This window comes from Sphingomonas sp. SP4 (assembly GCF_058313375.1).
In genome coordinates, this window is sequence record NZ_JBZFLE010000001.1 from 731,678 (window position 1) to 752,412 (window position 20,735).

General features: G+C 63.5%; 17 protein-coding genes. 11 read left to right on the forward strand and 6 right to left on the reverse strand.

Annotated elements, in window-relative coordinates; genetic code table 11:
* Positions 1-75: 75 nt before the first annotated feature.
* From AC4GYV_RS03760 to AC4GYV_RS03780, 5 genes are read left to right on the forward strand one after another with little or no spacing between them, the layout of a single operon-like run.
* On the forward strand, positions 76-969 hold the full coding sequence (locus tag AC4GYV_RS03760; RefSeq protein ID WP_491099318.1) for an alpha/beta fold hydrolase: 894 nt from the start codon (positions 76-78) through the stop codon (positions 967-969).
* Positions 966-2,651 carry an FAD-dependent oxidoreductase gene (locus tag AC4GYV_RS03765; RefSeq protein ID WP_491099319.1) on the forward strand — a complete coding sequence of 562 codons (1,686 nt, stop codon included), beginning with the start codon at positions 966-968 and terminating at the stop codon, positions 2,649-2,651. The genes AC4GYV_RS03760 and AC4GYV_RS03765 overlap by 4 nt, the downstream gene beginning before the upstream one ends.
* A gap of 39 nt (positions 2,652-2,690) precedes the next feature.
* Positions 2,691-3,476 carry a type III pantothenate kinase gene (locus tag AC4GYV_RS03770; RefSeq protein WP_491099320.1) on the forward strand — a complete coding sequence of 262 codons (786 nt, stop codon included), beginning with the start codon at positions 2,691-2,693 and terminating at the stop codon, positions 3,474-3,476.
* Positions 3,473-5,110, forward strand: coding sequence for a ribonuclease J (locus AC4GYV_RS03775; protein WP_491099321.1), 1,638 nt, complete (start codon positions 3,473-3,475; stop codon positions 5,108-5,110). The genes AC4GYV_RS03770 and AC4GYV_RS03775 overlap by 4 nt, the downstream gene beginning before the upstream one ends.
* A gap of 9 nt (positions 5,111-5,119) precedes the next feature.
* Entirely contained in the window at positions 5,120-5,386 is a 267-nt protein-coding gene (locus AC4GYV_RS03780) for a DUF1467 family protein (RefSeq protein ID WP_491099322.1), read from the forward strand.
* Here the strand turns inward: AC4GYV_RS03780 and AC4GYV_RS03785 are convergent, their stop codons facing one another.
* Positions 5,387-7,681, reverse strand: a complete 2,295-nt coding sequence (locus tag AC4GYV_RS03785) for a coiled-coil domain-containing protein (RefSeq protein ID WP_491099323.1) — start codon at positions 7,679-7,681, stop codon at positions 5,387-5,389. It lies immediately after the preceding gene.
* Between the two features lie 83 nt (positions 7,682-7,764).
* On the opposite strand from AC4GYV_RS03785, the gene AC4GYV_RS03790 reads away from it, so the two are divergent.
* Genes AC4GYV_RS03790 through AC4GYV_RS03800 form a run of 3 tightly spaced genes read left to right on the forward strand, consistent with a single transcriptional unit; the run spans position 7,765 to position 11,359 of the window.
* A complete protein-coding gene (locus tag AC4GYV_RS03790; protein WP_491099324.1) occupies positions 7,765-8,961 on the forward strand; it encodes an NTP transferase domain-containing protein in 1,197 nt (398 codons plus the stop codon).
* A gap of 24 nt (positions 8,962-8,985) precedes the next feature.
* Entirely contained in the window at positions 8,986-10,044 is a 1,059-nt protein-coding gene (locus tag AC4GYV_RS03795; protein ID WP_491099325.1) for a DUF2336 domain-containing protein, read from the forward strand.
* Positions 10,025-11,359 carry a sensor histidine kinase gene (locus AC4GYV_RS03800; RefSeq protein ID WP_491099326.1) on the forward strand — a complete coding sequence of 445 codons (1,335 nt, stop codon included), beginning with the start codon at positions 10,025-10,027 and terminating at the stop codon, positions 11,357-11,359. The genes AC4GYV_RS03795 and AC4GYV_RS03800 overlap by 20 nt, the downstream gene beginning before the upstream one ends.
* Here AC4GYV_RS03800 and AC4GYV_RS03805 read toward each other — a convergent pair.
* Together AC4GYV_RS03805 and gltX are read right to left on the reverse strand one after the other, a co-directional pair.
* Positions 11,356-12,642, reverse strand: coding sequence for a citrate synthase (locus tag AC4GYV_RS03805; RefSeq protein ID WP_491099327.1), 1,287 nt, complete (start codon positions 12,640-12,642; stop codon positions 11,356-11,358). The two genes, AC4GYV_RS03800 and AC4GYV_RS03805, sit on opposite strands and share 4 nt — an antisense overlap.
* Positions 12,639-14,048, reverse strand: coding sequence for a glutamate--tRNA ligase (gltX, locus tag AC4GYV_RS03810; protein WP_491099328.1), 1,410 nt, complete (start codon positions 14,046-14,048; stop codon positions 12,639-12,641). The genes AC4GYV_RS03805 and gltX overlap by 4 nt, the downstream gene beginning before the upstream one ends.
* Positions 14,049-14,077: 29 nt before the next feature.
* Between gltX and AC4GYV_RS03815 the strand changes: the two genes are divergently transcribed.
* A complete protein-coding gene (locus tag AC4GYV_RS03815) occupies positions 14,078-16,216 on the forward strand; it encodes a ComEC/Rec2 family competence protein (protein WP_491099329.1) in 2,139 nt (712 codons plus the stop codon).
* On the opposite strand, the gene AC4GYV_RS03820 is transcribed toward AC4GYV_RS03815, so the two are convergent.
* The 3 genes from AC4GYV_RS03820 to AC4GYV_RS03830 all read right to left on the reverse strand — a co-directional run bounded on the left by AC4GYV_RS03820 (position 16,213) and on the right by AC4GYV_RS03830 (position 19,230).
* Positions 16,213-16,557, reverse strand: a complete 345-nt coding sequence (locus AC4GYV_RS03820; RefSeq protein ID WP_491099330.1) for a VOC family protein — start codon at positions 16,555-16,557, stop codon at positions 16,213-16,215. The two genes, AC4GYV_RS03815 and AC4GYV_RS03820, sit on opposite strands and share 4 nt — an antisense overlap.
* A gap of 1 nt (position 16,558) precedes the next feature.
* Positions 16,559-17,209, reverse strand: coding sequence for a transcriptional repressor LexA (lexA, locus tag AC4GYV_RS03825; RefSeq protein WP_491099331.1), 651 nt, complete (start codon positions 17,207-17,209; stop codon positions 16,559-16,561).
* 74 nt (positions 17,210-17,283) lie between these two features.
* The gene (locus tag AC4GYV_RS03830) at positions 17,284-19,230 is read right to left on the reverse strand and encodes a peptidylprolyl isomerase (protein ID WP_491099332.1); all 1,947 of its coding nucleotides are present in this window, start codon (positions 19,228-19,230) and stop codon (positions 17,284-17,286) included.
* A 106-nt stretch (positions 19,231-19,336) separates the two neighbouring features.
* On the opposite strand from AC4GYV_RS03830, the gene tpiA reads away from it, so the two are divergent.
* Complete coding sequence (gene tpiA / locus AC4GYV_RS03835) at positions 19,337-20,089, forward strand: triose-phosphate isomerase (RefSeq protein ID WP_491099333.1); 753 nt, start codon at positions 19,337-19,339, stop codon at positions 20,087-20,089.
* A gap of 67 nt (positions 20,090-20,156) precedes the next feature.
* Positions 20,157-20,675, forward strand: a complete 519-nt coding sequence (locus AC4GYV_RS03840) for a hypothetical protein (protein ID WP_491099334.1) — start codon at positions 20,157-20,159, stop codon at positions 20,673-20,675.
* Positions 20,676-20,735: the final 60 nt, after the last annotated feature.

A 20,735-nucleotide genomic window follows, 5' to 3' on the forward strand; every position in this document is an offset into this window, starting at 1 on the left:
CCCGCCAATGCGGTTCCATCCCGACTTCGGCACCGGCCCCGACGGCCGGATACGAGAGCATTGGAGGCACTCCCCATGTCATTCATCACCACTCGCGACGGCGCCCATATCTTCTACAAGGATTGGGGCCCCAAGAGCGCGCAGGCCATCGTCTTCAGCCACGGTTGGCCGCTCAGCAGCGACGACTGGGACAACCAGATGATGTTCTTCCTGGGCCAGGGGTTCCGGGTGATCGCCCACGATCGCCGTGGCCATGGCCGGTCCAGCCAGACCGACCAGGGCAATGACATGGACACCTATGTCTCGGACCTGATCGAGCTTACCGACCAGCTGGACCTCAAGGGTGCAATCCACGTCGGCCATTCGACCGGCGGCGGCGAAGTTGCTCGGTACGTTGCGCGCGCTACGCCTGGCCGGGTCGCCAAGGCCGTGCTGCTCGACGCAGTCCCGCCGGTGATGGTGAAGAAGGATTCAAACCCGGGTGGCACGCCGATCGAGGTATTTGATGGCTTCCGCGCTGCCTTGGCGAACAACCGGGCGCAGTTCTATCTCGATGTCCCGACCGGACCCTTTTACAATTTCAACCGCACCGGTGTGACTCCGATTGAAGGTTTGATCCGCAATTGGTGGCGCCAAGGCATGATGGGCAGCGTCAAGGCCGGCTACGAATGCATCAAGGCCTTCTCCGAGACCGATTTCACCGAAGATCTGAAGTCGATCGATGTTCCGGTGCTCGTGATTCACAGCGAGGATGACCAGATCGTTCCTTATGCGGATTCTGGGCCCCTCACCGTGCAGCTCCTGAAGGACGGCAGGCTGAAGACCTATAAGGACCTGCCGCACGGCTGCCATGCGACGCACCCCGACCTGATCAACGCGGATATCCTGGGGTTCATCCGCGGCGAAGAGGTTGGCGTGAAGGCTGCCGAATCTCCGTCGATCATCGCTGAGGCGATCCCGGTCGCATGACCGACGACCGACAGACGGTGTACGATACGCGCGGGGCGCAGATGTTCCCGCGCCTGTCGGACGATGAGATCGCGCGGCTCTCCAAGTTCGGAGAGCCGCTCAGTTATCAGGCCGGAAACTTCATCGTCCGTGTGGGCGAGAAGGGCCCCGGCCTGATGCTGATCCTGTCGGGCCAGGTGAATGCCACTCAGAGCGAACACGGTAAGCCCAAGCACATCGTTACGCACGAGCGCGGTAACTTCATGGGTGAGCTCGCCCAGCTTTCGGGCCGGCCCTATTTGGTGGACGAGCGGGCAATCACCGATGTTGAAGCGCTGGCAATTTCGCCCGATCGCTTGCGAGCCTTGCTGATTGCGGAGGCCGATCTGGGCGAAAGGATCATGCGTGCGCTGATCCTGCGGCGCGTGGGACTGATCGAGGCCGGCGCGGGACCGATCATTATCGGCGACGAAGCCGACGGGGACGTCCTGCGGCTCGTGAATTTCCTACGCCGCAACGGCCATCCTTACCGCCAGCTGGATCCAGCAAACGACAGTTGCGCCCAAACCTTGGTCGAGCGCTTCCACGTTGTGGCCGAGCAGCTGCCCATCGTCCTATGCCCGTCCGGCAAGCTGCTGCACAATCCGAGCGAGGACCAGCTTGGGCGCTGCGTCGGCTTGGTCGGGGCCATCGACGCCGACAAGCTCTACGATGTGGTCGTTATCGGTGCCGGCCCAGCGGGACTCGCGACATCCGTCTATGCGGCCTCGGAAGGCTTGTCGGTGCTCACGATCGACTGCCGCTCTTTCGGTGGGCAAGCGGGTGCATCGGCTCGCATCGAGAATTACCTCGGCTTCCCGACCGGCATTTCCGGCATGGCGCTGATGGGCCGGGCGTTCAGCCAGGCGCAGAAATTCGGCGTCGAAATGGCGATCCCGGACGAGGCGGTGCGGCTCGTCTGCGGCAACGATCCTTGCCATATCGAACTAAATACCGGCGAGCGCATCCAGGCCCGGGCGGTCGTGATCGCGACGGGGGCTCGCTACCGCCGACTGGGCGTTGAGCGGCTCGAGGATTTCGAGGGCTCCTCGGTCCACTACTGGGCCTCACCGCTCGAAGCAGACCTTTGCGCCAACCAGGAAGTCGCGTTGATCGGCGGCGGGAACTCCGCGGGGCAGGCGACGGTCTTCCTCTCAACCCGAGCCAGGCGGGTGACATTGATCGCGCGCCGTCCATTGCGCGAAACCATGTCGCAATATCTGGTCGAACGGATCGAGGCTCAGCCGAACGTGGACGTCGTTGTCGGCTGTGAGATCACCAATCTCGAAGGCTCGGATGGCGTCCTCGAGGGGGTCAGCTGGCGCGACCGCTCGACGGGCACCGTGACAGAGCGGCCGGAGCGCTATCTCTTCTCCTTCATCGGCGCCGAACCCAACACCGACTGGCTAGCGGCGTCCGGCCTGAAGCTGGACGCTCGCGGGTTCGTCCTGACGGGCGCGGAGACCGGACAGGAGCGCCTTCCGCTGGAGACGAGCCGCAGCGGCATCTTTGCAGTCGGCGACGTACGCTCCACATCCGTGAAGCGGGTGGCTGCATCGGTCGGCGATGGCGCGCAGGTGGTCGCGTCGATCCACGCCTATCTGGCACGGCAGCGCGAGGCTGCGCCGGAGGTCATGGTTCAGCAGGTGCCCGTTACCGTCTGACGCTTTGCGACGGCCGTTCTTTCCCCTAAGGCCGCGGCCATGCTGCTTGCGGTCGATGCCGGCAATACGAACCTCGTCTTCGCACTGGTGAAAGACGGTGAGATCCGGACGCGGTGGCGCATCGCGACGGACCCGCGACGCACGGCCGACGAATATGCGGTGTGGCTGCATCAGTTGCTCGAGCTCGAAGGCTACAGCCGTGCCGACGTGAGTGCGGTGATCATCGGCACGGTGGTGCCACGGGCCCTCCACAATCTTCAGGTGCTTGCGCGCAAATATTTCAGCGTCGAACCGTTGATCGCCGGACAAGGTGCGGCGGAATGGCCGCTTCAGCTCGATGTCGACGAGCCGCAAAACGTCGGTGCCGACCGCGCGCTCAACGCGATCGCTGCCCACGCCAAGCATCAAGGCAAGCTGATCGTCATCGACTTCGGCACGGCGACGACCTTCGACGTGGTCAGCGAGACCGGTGCCTATACCGGGGGCATCATCGCGCCGGGCATCAACCTGTCGCTGGACGCCCTGGTGAACGCCGCCGCCAAGCTCCCGCGCGTTGCGATCGAGGCGCCGCCGACGAACAGCGTCGTCGGCCGCACTACGCAAAGCCAGATGCTGATCGGCATCTACTGGGGCTATGTCGCGATGATCGAGGGGCTGACCGAGCGCTTGAAGACTGAGATCGGTGGACCAGTGACAGTGGTGGCGACTGGCGGGTTGGCGACGCTTTTCGACAAACACACTAATGCGTTTGATGCCATTGAACCCGATCTGACGATCCAGGGTTTGAACCTTCTCTACGATATGGCCACCAAAGCTTCGAAATGATTCCCGGCGAAGAACTGATCTTTTGTGCGCTCGGCGGCTCGGGCGAAATTGGCATGAACGTCAATCTCTACGGTTGTCGCGGCCAGTGGATCATGTGCGACCTTGGGCTGACTTTCGCGGACCCGACCTATCCAGGCGTCGAGCTGATCCTGCCGGATCTCGAGTTCATCGAGAGCCAGCAGGAGCGGCTCGCCGGGATCGTGCTTACCCACGGCCACGAGGATCACATCGGCGCGCTGCCGTACCTCGCAGAGGAACTGAAGGCGCCGCTCTTCGCGACGCCGTTCACCGCGGGGCTAATCGCCGGCAAGCTCGAAGAAGAGGGACTCACCGGTCAGGTGAAGCTCAACGTGATCGAACGGGGTGGAAGCATCGAGCTTGGCCCCTTCCGCGTGAGCTTCGTCGCGCTGTCGCACTCCATCCCCGAAGGAAACGGCCTGCTCATCGAAACGCCGTTCGGCAACGTCTTCCATACCGGGGACTGGAAGATCGACGAGACGCCGGTTATCGGGGAGCCGCCGAGCCCCGACATCCTCAAAGCGATTGGAGACGAAGGCGTCCTCGCTTTGGTCTGCGACTCCACCAACGTCTTCCAGGACGCGCCATCGGGCTCCGAAGAGAGCGTGCACGAAGGTCTGCTCGCTAAAGTGGCGGAAGCGAAGGGCAGGGTGCTCGTCACCACCTTCGCGTCCAACGCCGCGCGACTGCAGACGATCGGCCGCGTGGCCCGAGAGACCGACCGTCAGGTGTGCATCGCCGGCCGTTCGCTCGACCGCATCCTGCGCGTTGCCCAGACGACCGGCTATCTCAGAGACTTCCCGCCGCCGATCAGCTTTGATGAGGCCATGCGCCTGCCGAAGGGCGACGTGCTGATCATCGCAACTGGCGGGCAGGGCGAGCCCCGTGCGGCGCTTGGCCGGATCGCATCAGGCACGCACGAGCTGAAGCTGGGGGAGGGTGACACGGTCATCTTCTCCTCCCGGATTATCCCCGGCAACGAGGTCGCCATCGGCCGGATCATGAACCAGCTCTCGGAACTCGGCGTGAAGATCGTGACGGAGCGGCAAGCGCATGTGCACGTTTCCGGCCACCCCGGACGGCCCGAGCTTGTCCAGATGTATGATTGGGTGCGGCCGCAGATCGTCGTGCCGGTCCACGGCGAGCAGCGGCATATGGCTGAGCAGGCTCGACTGGCGCTCGCCAGCGGCGTGCCGCATTCGATCGTCCAGAAGAATGGCGATGTGATCCGTCTGGCGCCCGATGGGCCTAAGAAGATCGATGAAGTTCGTGTCGGCCAGCTCGTCCTCGACGGCGACGTGATCCTACCCGCGGATGGCGCGACCGTGAACGAACGGCGGAAGATCGGTTACGGCGGGCTCATCACCGTGGCCGTGCCGGTCTCAGAGGACGGTCGGCTCGTAGGCAAGCCTTTGATCCGGCCCTTTGGCGTTCCGGTCGAGGAGGACCGAGACGACTTCATCGCCGATGCGACGGACGCCGCAACCAAGGCCTTTTCGCCGCCCGGCGATGACAGCGTTCGCGAAGCGGTGCGCCTCGCGGTTCGCCGCTGCGCAACGCTCTGGACCGGCAAGAAGCCGGTTGTCGAGGTCATGCTGCTCCAGGTCGCGCTGTAAGGTTTTACCATGGCATTTACGTCGATCCTGGCGATCTACTTCCTGTTCTTCGCCTTCAGCGCATTCCTGCTCCTGCCCTTCGGCGTGCGGACGGACGAAGAGGTCGGAAACAGCCGCATTCCGGGCTCCGCGGAGAGCGCGCCCTACAGGTTCGATCTCAAGCGCCACCTGCTGAAGGCGGCGCTGCTCGGGCTAGTCTTGTTCGCTATCTACTATGCGAACTGGACGTACGGCTGGATTACGCCCGACGACCTCGATTTCTATCACAGCCGCTAGTCAGCGGCGGCGATCGATCTGCGCCAGGGCGGCGTAAAGCTTGCCCATGTCCGAGGACATCAGTGTCACGGCGATCATGCCGCCGTCGCGCTCGGCCATGACGCGGCGGAGCATGGCTTCGAAGTCGGCGATGTACCGGTTCACCGACTGCTGGAATTCGGGCTCGGAATCGTAATGCGCCTTGATTGCGCGCGCTTCGCTTCCACCGACCAGGCGAACCGCGCGGCGGGTGAAGACACCCCGATTGCCCTTGATATAGCTGTCCCATGCCTTGTCATCGACTTCGTCCGACAGGATCTTGCCGACGTCGATTGCAGCGGAGTTCATCGAATCGATGAGCAGCGACACCCGGCGAGCGAAGGCCTCGCTGTCCTTCTCACGCTGCTCCTTGCTCGTGTCCTCGATGTGCTGCTCCAGTGCCGAAGCCGCTTGGCCGAGCGTGAGCATCTGCTGCGTCAGGCGATCCGACGCCGTGCGCGCGGATTCGACCGCGCGAGCTGCAACCCGCTCGACATCGCGGAGGCGTTCTTCGACGCTCTCGCGGATGGCGCGCTCGAGTGCGTCGCGAGTCTCGTCCGAGAGCTTGCCTGCGCTTTCCGGAATGACGTTCTGAATGGCCTCGCGCGCGCGCTCAGCCGCATGTCCCGCTGCTTCCTTGACCTGGAGAAGGGCAGAGACGAGCGCAGGTCCGGTTTCGGCACTTAGGCTGTTCGCCTCCCGCTCGACTTGCGCCATCACGGACGCGAGCTCGCTAAGCTTCGACTGGGCGTTGCCGACGCCGTCGTCGACCGTCGCCAGCAGGGCCGCGAACCGATCCTGCTGCTCCGTGATCTGGCTGCCCGTGGTCGAGATGCGGTCGCTCGCCTCGACAGCAGCGTCGCGGATCCAGGCCATTTCCGGCCTAATTGCGCCGGCGCTTGCGGCTAGTCGGTCGGCGCCGCCCTGTGCTTCGCCGAGCATGGTGCCTACTCCGTCACGGATCTCAGTGGCGAGGCGATTGATGCTCTCGCGCAGCCCTTCCGTGCGTTCGGCCAAGGATTCGATCGCCGTATCTTGCGATCCGGAGTGCGCGGCCAGCGTGTCGAGCTCCGCCCGGGCACGCGACAGCGCCTCAAGGAAATGGTTGGCCCTCGCATCGCCGTTCGCAGCCAGCTCCGCGAAGCGCGTGTCGATCAGTGCCAGACCGCGATCAATCTCGGCCAGCATTCGCTGCGAGGCGCGATCTTGTTCGGCAATGCGGGTCGAGAGGCCTTCGATCGAGCTGTTGGCGCGATCGATGTTTGACGCGAGCGATTCGGACGCGTGCATGCCGGCCTTTCCGAGGCCCGCTGACGCCTGCTGGACGAGCGCCGACACGGCAGCGGCCTGAGCGTCGATGCCTGAACGAATTTCGTCGAGGCCGGTGGACGTGCGATCCAGCAGCAGGTCGAGGGACCCCGAAAATGCCGTTTCAGCCTCACGGACCTTGGCCGCCGCGCTGCTCCCCGCAGTGTCGATTTCCGCCAGTCGTACCGCCAGCCGATCTGTGGCGTCGGTGACAATCTGGTCGGCCTCTCGCGTGCGCTCCGCCAGGGCGGCAACCTGCTGCTCCAGCTGCGACGCCTTGCTGGCGGACTCTCCGCCAACCGAGCGCAATTGCTCACCTACCGCTCGAGCAGACTGCTCGGCGCGCGGCAGATCCTCCAGAAGAACCGCAATGTCGTTGCGCGCCGACTCCGCTGCGCGATCGAGCGCCTCGCCGTGACGCCGCAGCCGCTCGCTGCTCGTATCGAACTCGCGCGTGATCCCGCCCAACTTGCCGGTCGCTTCGTCGCCCAGCGTCATCAGATGCTGGGACATCATCGTCAGTTCGCTCCGGCTGTCCTGGATCCGCTGTGACAGAACTTCGAGCAAAGCCTCGAGGGAACGAGCCTCATGCCGCATCGTCACTACCGAGCGCGTGAAGCGCTCGGCTTCCTTGCGACGCGTGCGGCCGAACACCATCCAGGCGAGTGCCAGCAAGGCCAGCGGCGCTGCGGTGATCGCAATCCATTGAGCAAAGGCGGGCGAACCCAGCGACTGTCCAGCAAGAGAACGCCCCGCCGACCATGCGCTGAACGCGAGCCACGCGGCCGCCAGAACTGTGAGCAAGGTGCCAAGAACCTTGCGCCCACCGGCGCCGCGCTCTTCCGACTGACTTTCTGTCCATCGATCCTGATCGAACTTGGGCTCGATGCCCATAAGCTCTTTATTCAGGTCGAGAGGGCTCTCGTCGGGTACCGAAGGCTCTCCGGCGCGCTTTGCGAATGGGTTCATGGCAAAGCAGTTTACCATCTTTGACGAAGCGCGAAAGCGGCTACAGATGTCTTCCGGGGCGCATGGGGGAGGGAGAGAATTCATTGGCCGTTGGCGCTCTGATCGGAGCCTATCAGGAAGATGATTCCGGCGGCCTGAGGGCCTTGCTTCCGCTCTCCGGTCGAACCCTTATCGACTATCAGGTGCGTTGCGCTGCAGCCGCCGGAACCGCGCCGATCGTGGTTGTTGTAGAGCGCGTTCCTCAGGCGCTTCAGGATGCTTTCGAAGCGCTACGCCTTGACGGCATTGGTGTTTTTCCAGTGAGCGACGTGCACGAGGCCGTGAGTCGGTTCGAGGCAGGGGCCTCGATCATGCTGATCGGCGACGGCATCGCACCGACCGCCGATCTGGTCGCCAAGCTGGCGGAGGAGCCCGAAGCGGTCGTTCTCACCGTCGCAGATGACGAAGTGCATGAGCGATACGAGCGCATTGACGGCGAATCGCGGTGGGGCGGGCTCGCCGTGGTCGATGCCCATCTTCTCGGTTCGACGGCTGCCATGCTGGGTGATTGGGACCTTCAGTCTACCTTGCTTCGCCGAGCCATTCAGGAAGGCGCGGTGCGATTGCCTGCGGAGCAGGCCGGCGCCGAACCGATCCTGGTCGAACGCTCGGAAGACCTCGACAATTTCCAACGCAAGCTCCTCGACGCCTCGCGTGGATCGCGAACCGATTGGGTCAGCCGCTTCCTGCTTCCGCCCCTCGAGGAGTTCTGCACCGAGCAGATGATGGAGACTCGCGTCAGGCCGAGCTGGCTGATTTGGATGGCGCTTGCTCTCACCATCGGAGGTGGGATCTGCTTCCTTCGTGGATGGCTCGGCGCAGGCCTTGGTCTGCTTCTGCTTTCAATGCCCCTCGATCTCGTCGCGAACCGTTTGGGCACGCTGCGCATGCGACCGCTCTCGCCACGGATGCTGAGCCGGCGGTTGCTCGCACCGGCTGCCGGCGCTGCACTTCTCGCCCTGGGCTGGTGGGAATGGCGGACCGATCATGGCTGGGGCGCGATGCTCGCGGCGATTTGCACCATCGCCTTCGCCGAAGCGGGTAGGGTGGAGAAGACCGGCTTCTCCGCCGACGACGATTTGTGGCTCTTCTCGCGCAGAAGTGCGATCGTCGCCGCGATCCCGTTCGCGATTTTGGGCGTGTGGACGCCCTATTTGATCGGACTCCTGCTCTACGCAGCTGTCTCATTTTTCATCATCCAGCACGTGCGGCATTCAACGACTGAGTTGACGCAAAGTTAACGCTAATCCGATAAGCATCACGAGATGATGCCGGAAGAATGGCCGATCGCTGCTTCGGCAGCCGGACAGAACGCGCCTGCGCGCCGCGCGGGACGCGATCGGCTGAGCACCGTCCGCGTCGATTTCTTCCTCGATCCTTCTGAGCGATTGAGCGAGCAGGAACGCGCTCTGATGACGGCGATGCTCCATTGCCTCGTGAGCGATCTTGCCGATGAAATTCGGGTCGGTCTGCCGAGCCTCGCGACGCCAGCCAACGACGAAGGCAATCTCGCTCTCATCGACCAGCTGTCGCACGCGGGATTGCTCAACCGCGCCGGTTTGGTCCGTCTGCTGCTGCGTCGGGCAGATGAGGAGCGGATCGCGACCGGCGCCAAAGCACGCGCTGGACGCCGCGAGGCACGTGTCATCCAAGGCCTAGTCAGCCATCGTGACGGAGCCATCGCTGCCGCCGCAATGGCACTTATCATTGCCCGCGGCCGCCGCCGGGACCGTTTCGGTCAGTGCCTGTTGCATTTCGACGATCTGTCTTTGGACGAAGCGCGTGCGCTCGTTTGTTCGCTAGCTGCGGCCCTAAGGCAGGAACTCCTCGGTGGCAGCGGTGCGGCGGAAGCTGATCGTCTGCTATCCGGCGCCATCGCTCAGGTGCTGGCCCGCCACGACACTGGAAGCAGCATCGAGAACCTCAATGCGACGGTGGTCCGCCTCCTGAACGAAGAAGGCGAGCTCAGTGAAGATCTGATCGCTGGGGCGGCGATCGAAGGTGAGATGAATTTCGTGGCGCAGGCACTTGCGGTCCGCGCGGGAATTTCGGGCGAGGTGGCTCTCGACGAATTGCTTTCCGGCGATCCCGGCCGGATCATGCGGCTTCTGCGAATGGCGCGCCTGCCGCGCGAGACTGCTGCCGCGCTCCTCGCGAGCATCGGTGATTTGCTTGGGATCTGCGATCCCGGACGCGCGATAGCGGAATTCGACCACCTGAGCGACGCGGATGTCGCCAATGCGCTCAACTGGGTGGCTGCAGACCCGCTGTATCAGCGCGCCGTCTCGGTTTTGGGGGGACATGATGGCCAGCGTTCCGTCTGACCGTCCGCCGGTCCTCGGCCGGATCGACAAGTCGGGCCGCCTGATCGCCGCTGACCCTCAGCTGGAGGCCCTCCAGCGTCAGGCCGGTGCGAGCCTGGGACAGAAGCTGGCGCTGCCGCAGGTCGCCGCGGTGGCGCAACTCGCGCGCAAGCTTGGCATCGAGGTGACTCGCCCGGCAGTCGCCGCCTCCGCCGATCACGACATCGAGATGTGGGTCGAAGCCAAGCCGGACGGCGACGAGATTGCGCTTTCGCTTCTAGGGTGGACCGAGCGGCCGCCGGTGGCTCCGCGTCTTGCCTCGCTGTTGGGCGGGTCGACCGAAGCGGACTCGGCAGAAGGCCACAACGAGTGGGTTGCTGACGAAGAGCTTCGCCTGATCTCGCTTTCGCCTGAACTCGCCGAGCATCTTGGCGTCGACGTTGCCGAAGTGGCGGGCCAGCCGCTCACCCGTGCGCTCCGCCTAATCGAGAACGACAGTGGTGAGATGCCGCTGATCAGCGCGCTTGCAGGTCGCCGTGCATTCACGGGACAGAGCGCATGCAGCCGTCATGACGAGACGCGTCGCCTGACGCTGACCGGCGAAGTCGTGACCGCAGCCGATGGCAGTTTCGCCGGCTTTCGAGGCACCGCGTTGCTGGAAAGACCAGCTGAGCAGGCAGGCAGTTCAGGCAAGCCAGCCGACTTCGACCAGGCGCTGGAGGAAGTGCTCCGCTCGCCGATCGACCGAATCATCGAGAGTGCCGAACGCATCGTCGAGCGCGCGGACGGACCGCTGCGCAGCGATTACGCCAGCTATGGCAACGATATCGCCTCTGCGGCGCGCCATCTGCTGTCGGTCGTTCGATCAATGAGCGAGGAGCCGGCGCACGGCCAACGCCCGATTGATCTTGCTGCCCTGGCCGCCGAAGCAGTGGTCCTCCTGGAATCCTTGGCCGAAGAGCGCAACGTGGTGATCGAGGCGCAAACGCTCGGGGCGCTCCCGGCGAACGGCCAAGAGCCAGCCGTCATCCAGATCCTTGTAAACCTGATCGGCAACGCGGTTCGCCATTCGCCTGACGGCGGGACGGTGCATCTGGCGTTCGATCAGACGTCCGGCACCGCATCGGTGACCGTCTCCGACCAGGGCCCCGGCATCGATTCCGCCGACCAGCAACGGATTTTCGAGCGGTTCGAGCGCGTCGAACCGAAGCGCGAGGGGACTGGCCTAGGCCTCGCCATATCGCGACGCCTCGCTCGGTCCATGGGCGGCGACGTCACGCTCGAAAGCGCGCCCGGCGAGGGCGCCCGATTCACGCTGACCCTACCGAGCCCCTAGCGCTGATCGCAAGGGACGTAGTTCCGCTGCGTTGCACCGACATAAAGCTGGCGCGGACGGCCGATCTTCTGCTCCGGATCCGCAATCATCTCGTTCCACTGAGCGACCCAACCGACGGTGCGGGCGAGGGCAAAAAGTGCCGTGAACATATCGGTTGGGAAGCCGATCGCATTCAGGATCACGCCTGAATAGAAATCGACGTTCGGATAGAGCTTCTTCTCGATGAAATATTCGTCGTGAAGCGCGATCTGCTCCAGCTCCTTAGCCACGTCGAGCACCGGGTCGGACTTGCCGAGTTCCTTCAGCACCTCGTCCGCTGTCGCTTTCATCACTTTGGCCCGCGGATCGAAGTTCTTGTAGACGCGGTGGCCGAAGCCCATCAGGCGGAACGGATCGTTCTTGTCCTTCGCGCGGGCGATATATTCGGGAATCCGCTTCACGTCCCCGATCTCGCGCAGCATGTTCAGCGCCGCTTCGTTGGCGCCGCCGTGCGCGGGACCCCACAGACAAGCGATGCCCGCCGCGATGCAGGCGAACGGGTTCGCGCCCGACGAGCCCGCGAGGCGTACCGTCGACGTCGACGCATTCTGCTCATGGTCGGCGTGGAGGATGAAGATGCGCTCCATGGCGCGCTCGATGATCGGGTTTACTTCATAGGGCTCGGCCGGAACGCCGAACGTCATCCGCAGGAAATTGCCAGTGTAGCTGAGGCTATTGTCCGGATAGAGGAACGGCTGCCCCATCGAATATTTGTAAGCCATCGCCACGAGCGTGGGCATTTTCGCGATCAGGCGGTGCGAGGCGATCATCCGCTGGGCCGGATCGGTGATGTCCGTGCTGTCGTGGTAGAAAGACGAGAGTGCCCCGACCACACCGCACATGATCGCCATGGGATGAGCATCGCGCCGGAAGCCGCGATAGAAGGTTGCCAGCTGCTCATGCACCATCGTGTGGCGGCTGATCGTGTAGACGAACTTGTCGAACTCTTCCCGCTTCGGGAGCTCGCCGTTCACGAGGAGGTATGCCACCTCCATGAAGCTCGACTGCTCGGCGAGTTGATCGATCGGATAGCCGCGGTGGAGCAGGATGCCCTGCTCGCCGTCGATATAGGTGATCGCGCTTTCGCAGCTCGCCGTTGAAGTGAAGCCGGGATCGTAGGTGAACTTGCCGGTCTGGGCGTAGAGCTTGCGAATATCGATCACCTCGGGCCCGACGGTCCCTTCGAGCACCGGCAAGCTGAAGTTGGATCCGTCCACTTCAAGGGTCACGGCGGTGTCGGTCATTCCTTAGGCTCCATCTGATCGGCAATCCGGGCGAGGCTTTCGTCCCGACCCAGCAGCGCAAGTACGTCGAATATTCCCGGTGAGGTCGTGCGCCCTGTAAGAGCGGCCCGGAGCGGCTGGGCAAGCTTGCCGAGCTTAACTCCGTTGCTCTCCGCAACTTCACGGATGGCCGCCTCTAACGATGCAGCATCCCACTCGGCAAGAGCGCCGAGCGCATCATGCGCCTGACGAAGGATTCCGCGAGCTTCGGCGGTCAGGAGCGCAGAAGCCGCTTCGTCGAAGTCCAGCGGTCTGGTGGCGAACAGGAAACGCGCTCCATCGGCCAGCTGATCGAGGGTATTGGCGCGAGGCTTCAGCTCAGGCATTGCCTTGATAAGCAAAGGCTTTTGCTCATCTGAAAGGCCAATTCTCGGCGCCACCAGATCGGCAAGACGGGCGTCGTCGGCCTCGCGGATGTAATGCCCATTGAGATTTTCGAGCTTCTTGAAGTCGAAGCGCGACGGTGACTTGCCGACATGGTCGAGATCGAACCACTCGATCGCCTGCTCACGGCTGATGATTTCGTCGTCGCCATGGCCCCAGCCGAGCCGCAGCAGATAATTGTCCACGGCTTCGGGAAGATAGCCGAGCTCGTCACGATAGGAATCGACGCCCAAGGCGCCGTGCCGCTTCGACAGCTTCGCACCGTCCTGGCCATGGATCAGCGGAACATGGGCATAGACAGGCTCCGGCCACCCCATGGCACGGATGATCGCCAGCTGGCGGAAGGCATTGTTGAGATGGTCGTCGCCGCGGATCACGTGAGTGACGCCCATGTCGTGATCGTCGACGACCACCGCAAGCATGTAGGTCGGCGTTCCGTCCGAACGAAGCAGGATGAAATCGTCGAGTTCGGCATTCTGGACGGTCACGCGGCCCTGAACGCGATCGTCGATGACCGTTTCCCCTTCGCGCGGTGCCTTCAGGCGGATCACGAAGGGCTTGTCTCCCTGCTCTTCGCCGACGTCGCGCCATGGGCTGTTGATCCGGAAGGGACGGCGCTCGCGCTGAGCCTCTTCGCGCTGTGCGGCAAGCTCCTCCTGCGTCATGTAGCAGCGGTAGGCGTGGCCACGCTCGAGCAGCCGATGTGCGATTTCGGCGTGCCGGGCCCAGAACTGCGACTGATAATATTCGTGCCCGTCCCAATCGAGGCCGAGCCACTTCATGCCGTCGATGATCGCGTCGATCGCTTCCTTGGTGGAGCGGACCTTGTCCGTATCCTCGATGCGCAGCAGGAACTTGCCCCCGTGGTGGCGGGCGAAGAGCCAGTTGAAGAGCGCTGTCCGCGCGCCACCGATATGCAGGAACCCGGTTGGCGACGGCGCGAACCTTGTGACGACGGGTCTCGACGAACTGCTTGCGCTCAAGCGCGCTTTCCTCTTCTCTCTATGCTGCAATGCAACGGACGAGCGCCCCTAACATAGCGGGTGCGCCTCTGCCACAGCGTGCTCGGAAGCTTTGGAAGGCGCGTTTTGCCGAGTGGAACGGGGAGCTCGAAGGGCTGCTCGAGGCGGAGCGCGCCCAGCTTCCGCCTTGGGTGGTCGTAGGCTTCGGCACCGGCATTGCGGCCTGGTTCACGATCGATGGCCAGAATGGCTGGCTCGCGTTTCTGTGCCTGGGCGCAGCGGTCTCGATCGCGGGATTTCTGTTCAAGGAAGGTCGAGCGGGCAGGGCGCTGGGCTGGTTCGCACTCGCGGCGACGATCGGATGCACGCTTGTTTGGGCGCGCGCCCTCTGGGTCGAGCAGCCGCGGCTCGGTAGGCCGGTCGTCGCGGAAGTAAGCGGAAAGGTGCAGTCCGTCGACCATCTGGCTGCGAAGCAAAGTACGCGCCTGCTGCTGAAGACGAACGATCCCGGGTTGCCGCCGCTGATTCGCGTCTCCGTTGACGATGACAAGCTGCCGCCGGGCGTTGCCCCCGGCGCTCAGATCCGAGCCCGAGCGCGGCTAGCGCCGCCGCCGCCCATGGCATTGCCCGGGACCTACGACTTCGCCCGCGACGCGTGGTTCAAGGGTATCGGAGCCGTCGGGAAAACACTCGGCGAGATCCAGGTAGATAGGCCGGCCGAGCCGCGAGGGCTCGACAAGGTCCGTACGAGCCTTCGAGAACATATCTTTGAACGGCTCCCGTCGAATGCGTCCGGGATCGCCATCGCGCTTGCTACGGGCGACCAGAATGCGGTGGACCAGGACGATGCCGAGGCAATGCGGCGGAGCGGCCTCACCCATCTTCTCTCCGTGAGCGGCCTCCACATCGCTGCCGCCGTCGCCTTTGCCATGTTCCTGAGTCTCAAGCTGCTTGCCTTGAGCGAGCGGTTGGCACTGCGGTTCAACCTCGTGCTGGTCTCCGCGGGCGTGGCCGCTGCGGCGGGCATCGGATACACGCTTCTCACCGGCGCGCAGGTGCCTACGGTACGAAGCTGCGTGGCGGCGCTGCTGATCCTCTTGGGCATCGCCCTCGGGCGGGAGGCGATCAGCATCAGGCTGATTGCCGCAGGTGCGTTGGTCGTCCTGACGTTCCGCCCCGAAGCACTTGCGGGTCCCAGCTTTCAGATGAGCTTCGCGGCCGTTACTGCAATCGTGGCGCTCCACTCCATCTCATGGTCTCGAAAATTGTTCGAGCGGCGGGAGGAGGGCATCCTTGCAGGCCTCACTCGCGCAACGCTTGCGACCGTCGCGACCGGCATAGCTGTCGAGCTGGCGCTGATCCCGATGGCCTTGTTCCATTTCCACCGCTCCGGCCTGTACGGCGTCGGGGCCAATATCGTCGCAATTCCGCTCACCACCTTCGTGATCATGCCGCTCGAAGCGGGAGCGCTGTTGCTCGATGTTGTGGGGTTGGGGAGGCCGCTCTGGTTCCTTACCGACATCGCGGTCGGTGCATTGCTTCGCCTCGCGCACATGGTGTCGTCCGCGAAGGGCGCCGTTGCCACGCTTCCATCCATGCCCGTCTGGGCATTCGGCCTGATGATCGCGGGCGGAATCTGGCTCTGTCTCTGGAATACGCGGCTGAGATTGTTCGGCATTGCGCCGTTTGTGATCGGGGCAATCGGCGCCGCGCTGGCCCCTGCGCCCGACATTCTGCTCACGGGTGACGGGCGGCATCTGGCGGTCGTCAGCGTGGACGGTACGCCGCTTATCCTGCGCGATCGAGCGGGCGATTACATCCGCGACCTGCTGGCCGAGGCATCAGGGTTCGACGGGGACGTCGATGACCTTGGTTCACGGTCCTTCAGCCATTGCTCGAAAGATGCCTGTGTCGCCTCGATCAGGAAGCCGCCCACCGAATGGCGCCTGCTTGCTACTCGCTCGGCCTATCAGATTGACTGGCAGGCGCTGACCACCGCCTGCTCAGCGGCAGACGTTGCCGTCTCTGATCGCCGCCTCCCGCGTGGGTGTACGCCAAGATGGCTCAAGCTGGACCGCGGAATGCTCTCGCGGACCGGGGGTCTAGCAGTCTACCTAGGCAAGGAGCCGCGCGTGGATAGCGTCGCCGAGCGCGTCGGCGCCCATCCGTGGGCTGAAAGCCGACGCTAGCGCTCGCTCCAGACCGCGAGTTCGCTTCCCGAGGGGTCGATGAAGTGGAAGCGGCGCCCACCAGGAAAGCTGAAAATCGGCTTTGCGATCACCCCGCCAGCCTTGCTGACGGCGTCGAACGCAGCGTCGAGGTCCTCGACCCGAATGACCGGTAGGAGTGATGATAACGCTTCCTCCGGATCGCCCTGCAAACCAACGTCCGTCGTCCCGTTGGTAGTCGCCGAGTAAGTCGGTCCGTAATCCGTAAACGTCCAGCCGAACGCCTTGGAGTAAAAAGCCCGCGTGAGTTCGTGCGCCGTCGCGCTGGGCAGCTCGACATAATCGATCCGAGCGTCAGCCATGTCAGTAACGCCGGATTAGGCCAGCCAGGCGGCCCTGGATCTGCACACGGCCTTCTTCATAGCGCTGCGGGTCGTAGCGGCTGTTGGCCGGGTCGAGCCGGATCATGCGACCTTCGCGGCGGTACGTCTTCAGGGTCGCTTCTTCATTGTCGATCAGCGCCACGACGATCTCGCCATCACGTGCCGTATCGACCTTCCGGATCAGGGCGAAATCACCGTCGAGAATGCCTTCCTCGACCATTGAATCTCCCGACACTTCGAGAGCGTAATGCTCGCCGGGACCGAGAAGCGCTGCTGGGACCGCAAAGCTCTCCGTGCCCTGCAAAGCCTCGATCGGCGTGCCGGCTGCAATCCGGCCATGCAGCGGGATCTCCATGGTGTCGTTTGCGGGCGCCGCGGTGACGGGCCGGATCGGCGTGACTGTAGCGCTTGGCGTGGTCTCCGGCAGCTTCACCACCTCCAGCGCCCGAGCGCGGTTGGGCAGGCGGCGAATGAACCCGCGCTCTTCCAGTGCGGAGATCAGGCGGTGCACGCCGGATTTAGACTTGAGGTCCAATGCTTCGCGCATCTCGTCGAAGCTGGGCGAAATTCCGCTCTCCTTCAGACGACTGTCGATGAAGAGCAGCAATTCACGCTGCTTGGCGGTGAGCATCGGCGGTCACTCCCCCGTAAGAACGAACGGAGAACGTGTAGGCAACAAACGAATCGCCGTCAAGCAGCGAACGATTAGTTGCTGCCGGTCACCAGCCGCGTCTTCAAAGCGTTAATCGCGCTGTCGTTGCGCTTCACCTTCACGTCGGCGCGGATCGCCGCCAGGAACTGGCGCGCATAATCTTCCGACGTTGCCTGCTGAAGCTCGGTCTGCATGCGCGCGATCAGCGCGGGCTGAAGCATCGCATTGCCTGGCGTGATCTTATTCACCTTCACGACGAAGAACCCGCGGGCCTGAGGATCGCCACCGACACGGCTCTTGCCCTGAGCGAGCGAGAAGAGAACCCGGAGTGGCGCCGGCACTTGGCCGCCCGCCTGCACGATCTGGATGCGCCGCGCCGCGACCGGCATCACTGGTGGCAGGGAAACGCCCGCCTGCTTTGCCGCATCCGCGAGCGACATTCCTTGAGATGCCTTCGCCGAGATGGCGTCAGCGGTCTTGCGAGCGCGCTCGAGTGCCTGGTCGTTGATCCAGTCCGTCGTCACCTGCTCGCGAATGCTCGCAAGCGGCGCGGGGGCCGCGGCGACGACCTGGGCCGGCGACACGAAGATGTAGCCGGCATTGTCAGGCATCGCGACGAGCTCGGGCGGATCGTTCGGTGCAATCTCGAAGCCGGTCTTCACGGCCGGAGCAAGATTGGCCGGAAGCTTGAAATTGGCGTCAGTCCGCGAGGTGCCATCGGCCTTGATCAGCGGCGTTGTCGTGACGGGCAGGTTCGAGCCTGCTGCCGCTTCGGCGAAATTGTGACCGTCGTCGACCGCATTCTGAAGCTTGTCGACAATGTCCTCGATCGCTGCCTTGTGCTTGTCTGCGTTGAGCTTGGTCGCGATTTCCGGGGTGGCCTGGGCGAGAGTCTTGCCGCCTTCGGCCTTTACCGACTCCACCTTCACCACGACCCAGCCGAAATCCGATTGGATGGGACCGACGACTGCTCCTGAAGCGGCGCCGAACACTGCCGCGGCAGTCTTGTCACCGGCAACCGAGGCATAGGCCTGCTTGGTCTGCGCATTGAGCGTAGTAACCGCAGCATTGCTGCCGGCAGGAGCCGCGGCTGCAGCCAGCGACTGTCCGCTCTTTGTGCGGCCCGCGATGGCGTTCGCAGTCGCCTGGTCCGGAACGGTGACCTGGCTCAGGTTCCGTGTCTCCTTGGCGCCATAGGTCGCTTGGTTCTTGTTGTAATAGGCTTCGATCTCCTGCGGAGTCGCGTCGGCACCAGCGACCTGCTCGGGGCCAATTGTCGCCATGCGGAGAACGCGCTGCTCCGGGATCATGTAGCGGTTGCGGTTCTGTGTGTAGAATTGCTGGAGCTGGGCATCCGTCGGTTTGAGGCCGACCTTGAACGGGTCGACGGGCACGGCGATGGCTTCACCCTCGCGGGCCTCCAGCATCATATTGGCGTAAGGCGTCGCCATTCCCACAGGTACACGGCCCTCTGCCGCCACGGGCGTTATCAGCAGACGCTGAAGCATGCCCGCGGAGATGATCTCGCGGACTTGCGCATCGGTCAGCCGCTGTCGGGCGAGGAACTGCTGATAGCTCTCTGTCGTAACCTGGCCATTAAGGCCCTTCGCCTGCGGAAGCTGAGCGATCTCAGCATCGATCATCGCCTTCGAAAAACGGAAACCCACCTTGTCAGCAAAGGCGATCAATGCACGCTCATCGATCAAGGAGTTCAGTAGCGCTTCGAAGTCGCCCGCGATGCTCGAATAATCCGCGTTGGGATTTTGAGCCCGAGCGTCCTGCAGCCGGCGCTGCATCTGCTCGCTCATTTCACGCTCGCCGATCGTCTGGTTCCCGGCCTTCGCGAGAGTCGTGCTGCCCATCCCGCCGAAGCCGATGTTTCCGGAGCCGAAATTCGAAATGTCCGCAATCGCGAAACCGGCGAGGATGGCGATGAGGACCGCCGCCATGATCCAGGTACCGACCTTCGATTTGGAGACGCGGCGAAAGAAAGAGAGCATCGAGATTCCGTCAGGATGGGAAGAAGTTGGCGGGCAGCTTTAGGGGGCAGCCTTGCGAGCATCAAGGCGCGGCGGCTACGTGCCCGTCGGTAGCAGGGGAGTGCGGATGGCGCTGAAGAAGTTCGTTGCGGGCAATTGGAAGATGCATGGGCTTTCGTCCGACCTTGTCGAAGTCGAGGCAATTGCGGAAGAGTCGCGGCAATATCCGCAAGTCGATGTTGCGCTTTGCGTGCCGTCAATCCTGATCGAGCGGGCGGCCCGTTCCGTTCCGGGGTTCCCCATCGGCGGGCAGGACGTCCACTTTGCCGAAAAGGGTGCGCACACGGGTTGTACGTCGGCATTCATGCTCCGGGACGCAGGAGCGACCCTTACGATCGTCGGCCACTCCGAACGGCGCGATGCCCAGCGCGAAAGCGACGCAGACGTGAAGGCAAAGGCCGAGGCCGCATTATCGGTGGGCCTCGACGTCATTCTATGTGTCGGTGAGAGCATCGAGATACGGGAAGCCGGCAAGGCGGTTGAGACCGTGCTGGGTCAGCTCGACGGTTCGCTCCCGGACAGTCTGTCTGATGAAGCCGATCTCGCTATCGCTTACGAACCGATCTGGGCGATCGGAACGGGCAAGATCCCGACTATCGAAGAGATTGCGGAAATGCACGCAGCGATCCGCGACAAACTGCAGAACCGTTTTGCCGACCGCGGCGCACAGATTCGCGTCCTCTACGGTGGCTCGGTGAAGGCATCGAACGCCGACGAGATCTTCGCTATAGCCGACGTCGACGGCGCGCTCGTTGGGGGAGCAAGCCTCACCGCCAAGGACTTCATCCCCATCGTCGCGGCAGCTGCGGCACGGAGCTGAACCTTTGTTCAGGCACGCTTGCGCGGCGCGTGCTACTATCTGATTCGGTTAGGAAAAGAGGAAAAAGATGCGGTTGATTTCTGTCATTGTTGCTTCTTCCGTTCTGGCGCTTTCGGCCCCGGCCTTCGCGCAGGCGATTGCTCCAGGCATGCAGGTGGTCGATTCAAAGACTGGCGCTGTAGTTGGCACGGTGTCGGCCGTTCAGGGCGATAATCTGCTGATCAAGACCGACAAGCACGAAACGCTCATCCCGAAGGCAAGCTTTGCGCCCAACGCGGGCAAGCTGGTGCTTGGCATGACCCAGGCGGAGCTGAATGCCGAGATCGAAAAGAACCAGGCCGCGACCAACGCCGCGATTGCTGCCGGCGCGAAGGTCAAGGACATGGACGGTGTCGAAATCGGCAAGATCGATTCGGTCACCGACGCCGGGGTGGTGATTGCCCTTCCGTCGGGTCAGAAGATCCAGGTCGGCAAGACGGGTGTTCGTGGCAACACGGACGGCACGGTCACGGCGGGCATTCACGCTTCGCAGCTTCCGGCCAAGCCGGCCGATAGCGCGACTACTCCGGCCAAGCCGAAGAAGTAAGCTGGTTGAACAGGCGCGCGGTGCCCGGTAAGGGCGCCGCGCACCTTTTTTCCCGAAAGA

What these genes read in the sequence shown, in the direction of transcription:
- AC4GYV_RS03820 (WP_491099330.1), bottom strand. Translation starts at nt 16,557, where the DNA reads ATGGCTGACGCTCGGATCGATTATGTCGAGCTGCCCAGCGCGACGGCG.
- AC4GYV_RS03780 (WP_491099322.1), top strand. Translation starts at nt 5,120, where the DNA reads ATGGCATTTACGTCGATCCTGGCGATCTACTTCCTGTTCTTCGCCTTC.
- AC4GYV_RS03775 (WP_491099321.1), top strand. Translation starts at nt 3,473, where the DNA reads ATGATTCCCGGCGAAGAACTGATCTTTTGTGCGCTCGGCGGCTCGGGC.
- AC4GYV_RS03765 (WP_491099319.1), top strand. Translation starts at nt 966, where the DNA reads ATGACCGACGACCGACAGACGGTGTACGATACGCGCGGGGCGCAGATG.
- AC4GYV_RS03805 (WP_491099327.1), bottom strand. Translation starts at nt 12,642, where the DNA reads ATGACCGACACCGCCGTGACCCTTGAAGTGGACGGATCCAACTTCAGC.
- AC4GYV_RS03760 (WP_491099318.1), top strand. Translation starts at nt 76, where the DNA reads ATGTCATTCATCACCACTCGCGACGGCGCCCATATCTTCTACAAGGAT.
- AC4GYV_RS03815 (WP_491099329.1), top strand. Translation starts at nt 14,078, where the DNA reads ATGCAACGGACGAGCGCCCCTAACATAGCGGGTGCGCCTCTGCCACAG.
- AC4GYV_RS03795 (WP_491099325.1), top strand. Translation starts at nt 8,986, where the DNA reads ATGATGCCGGAAGAATGGCCGATCGCTGCTTCGGCAGCCGGACAGAAC.
- AC4GYV_RS03785 (WP_491099323.1), bottom strand. Translation starts at nt 7,681, where the DNA reads ATGAACCCATTCGCAAAGCGCGCCGGAGAGCCTTCGGTACCCGACGAG.
- AC4GYV_RS03800 (WP_491099326.1), top strand. Translation starts at nt 10,025, where the DNA reads ATGGCCAGCGTTCCGTCTGACCGTCCGCCGGTCCTCGGCCGGATCGAC.
- AC4GYV_RS03840 (WP_491099334.1), top strand. Translation starts at nt 20,157, where the DNA reads ATGCGGTTGATTTCTGTCATTGTTGCTTCTTCCGTTCTGGCGCTTTCG.
- lexA (WP_491099331.1), bottom strand. Translation starts at nt 17,209, where the DNA reads ATGCTCACCGCCAAGCAGCGTGAATTGCTGCTCTTCATCGACAGTCGT.
- AC4GYV_RS03830 (WP_491099332.1), bottom strand. Translation starts at nt 19,230, where the DNA reads ATGCTCTCTTTCTTTCGCCGCGTCTCCAAATCGAAGGTCGGTACCTGG.
- tpiA (WP_491099333.1), top strand. Translation starts at nt 19,337, where the DNA reads ATGGCGCTGAAGAAGTTCGTTGCGGGCAATTGGAAGATGCATGGGCTT.
- AC4GYV_RS03770 (WP_491099320.1), top strand. Translation starts at nt 2,691, where the DNA reads ATGCTGCTTGCGGTCGATGCCGGCAATACGAACCTCGTCTTCGCACTG.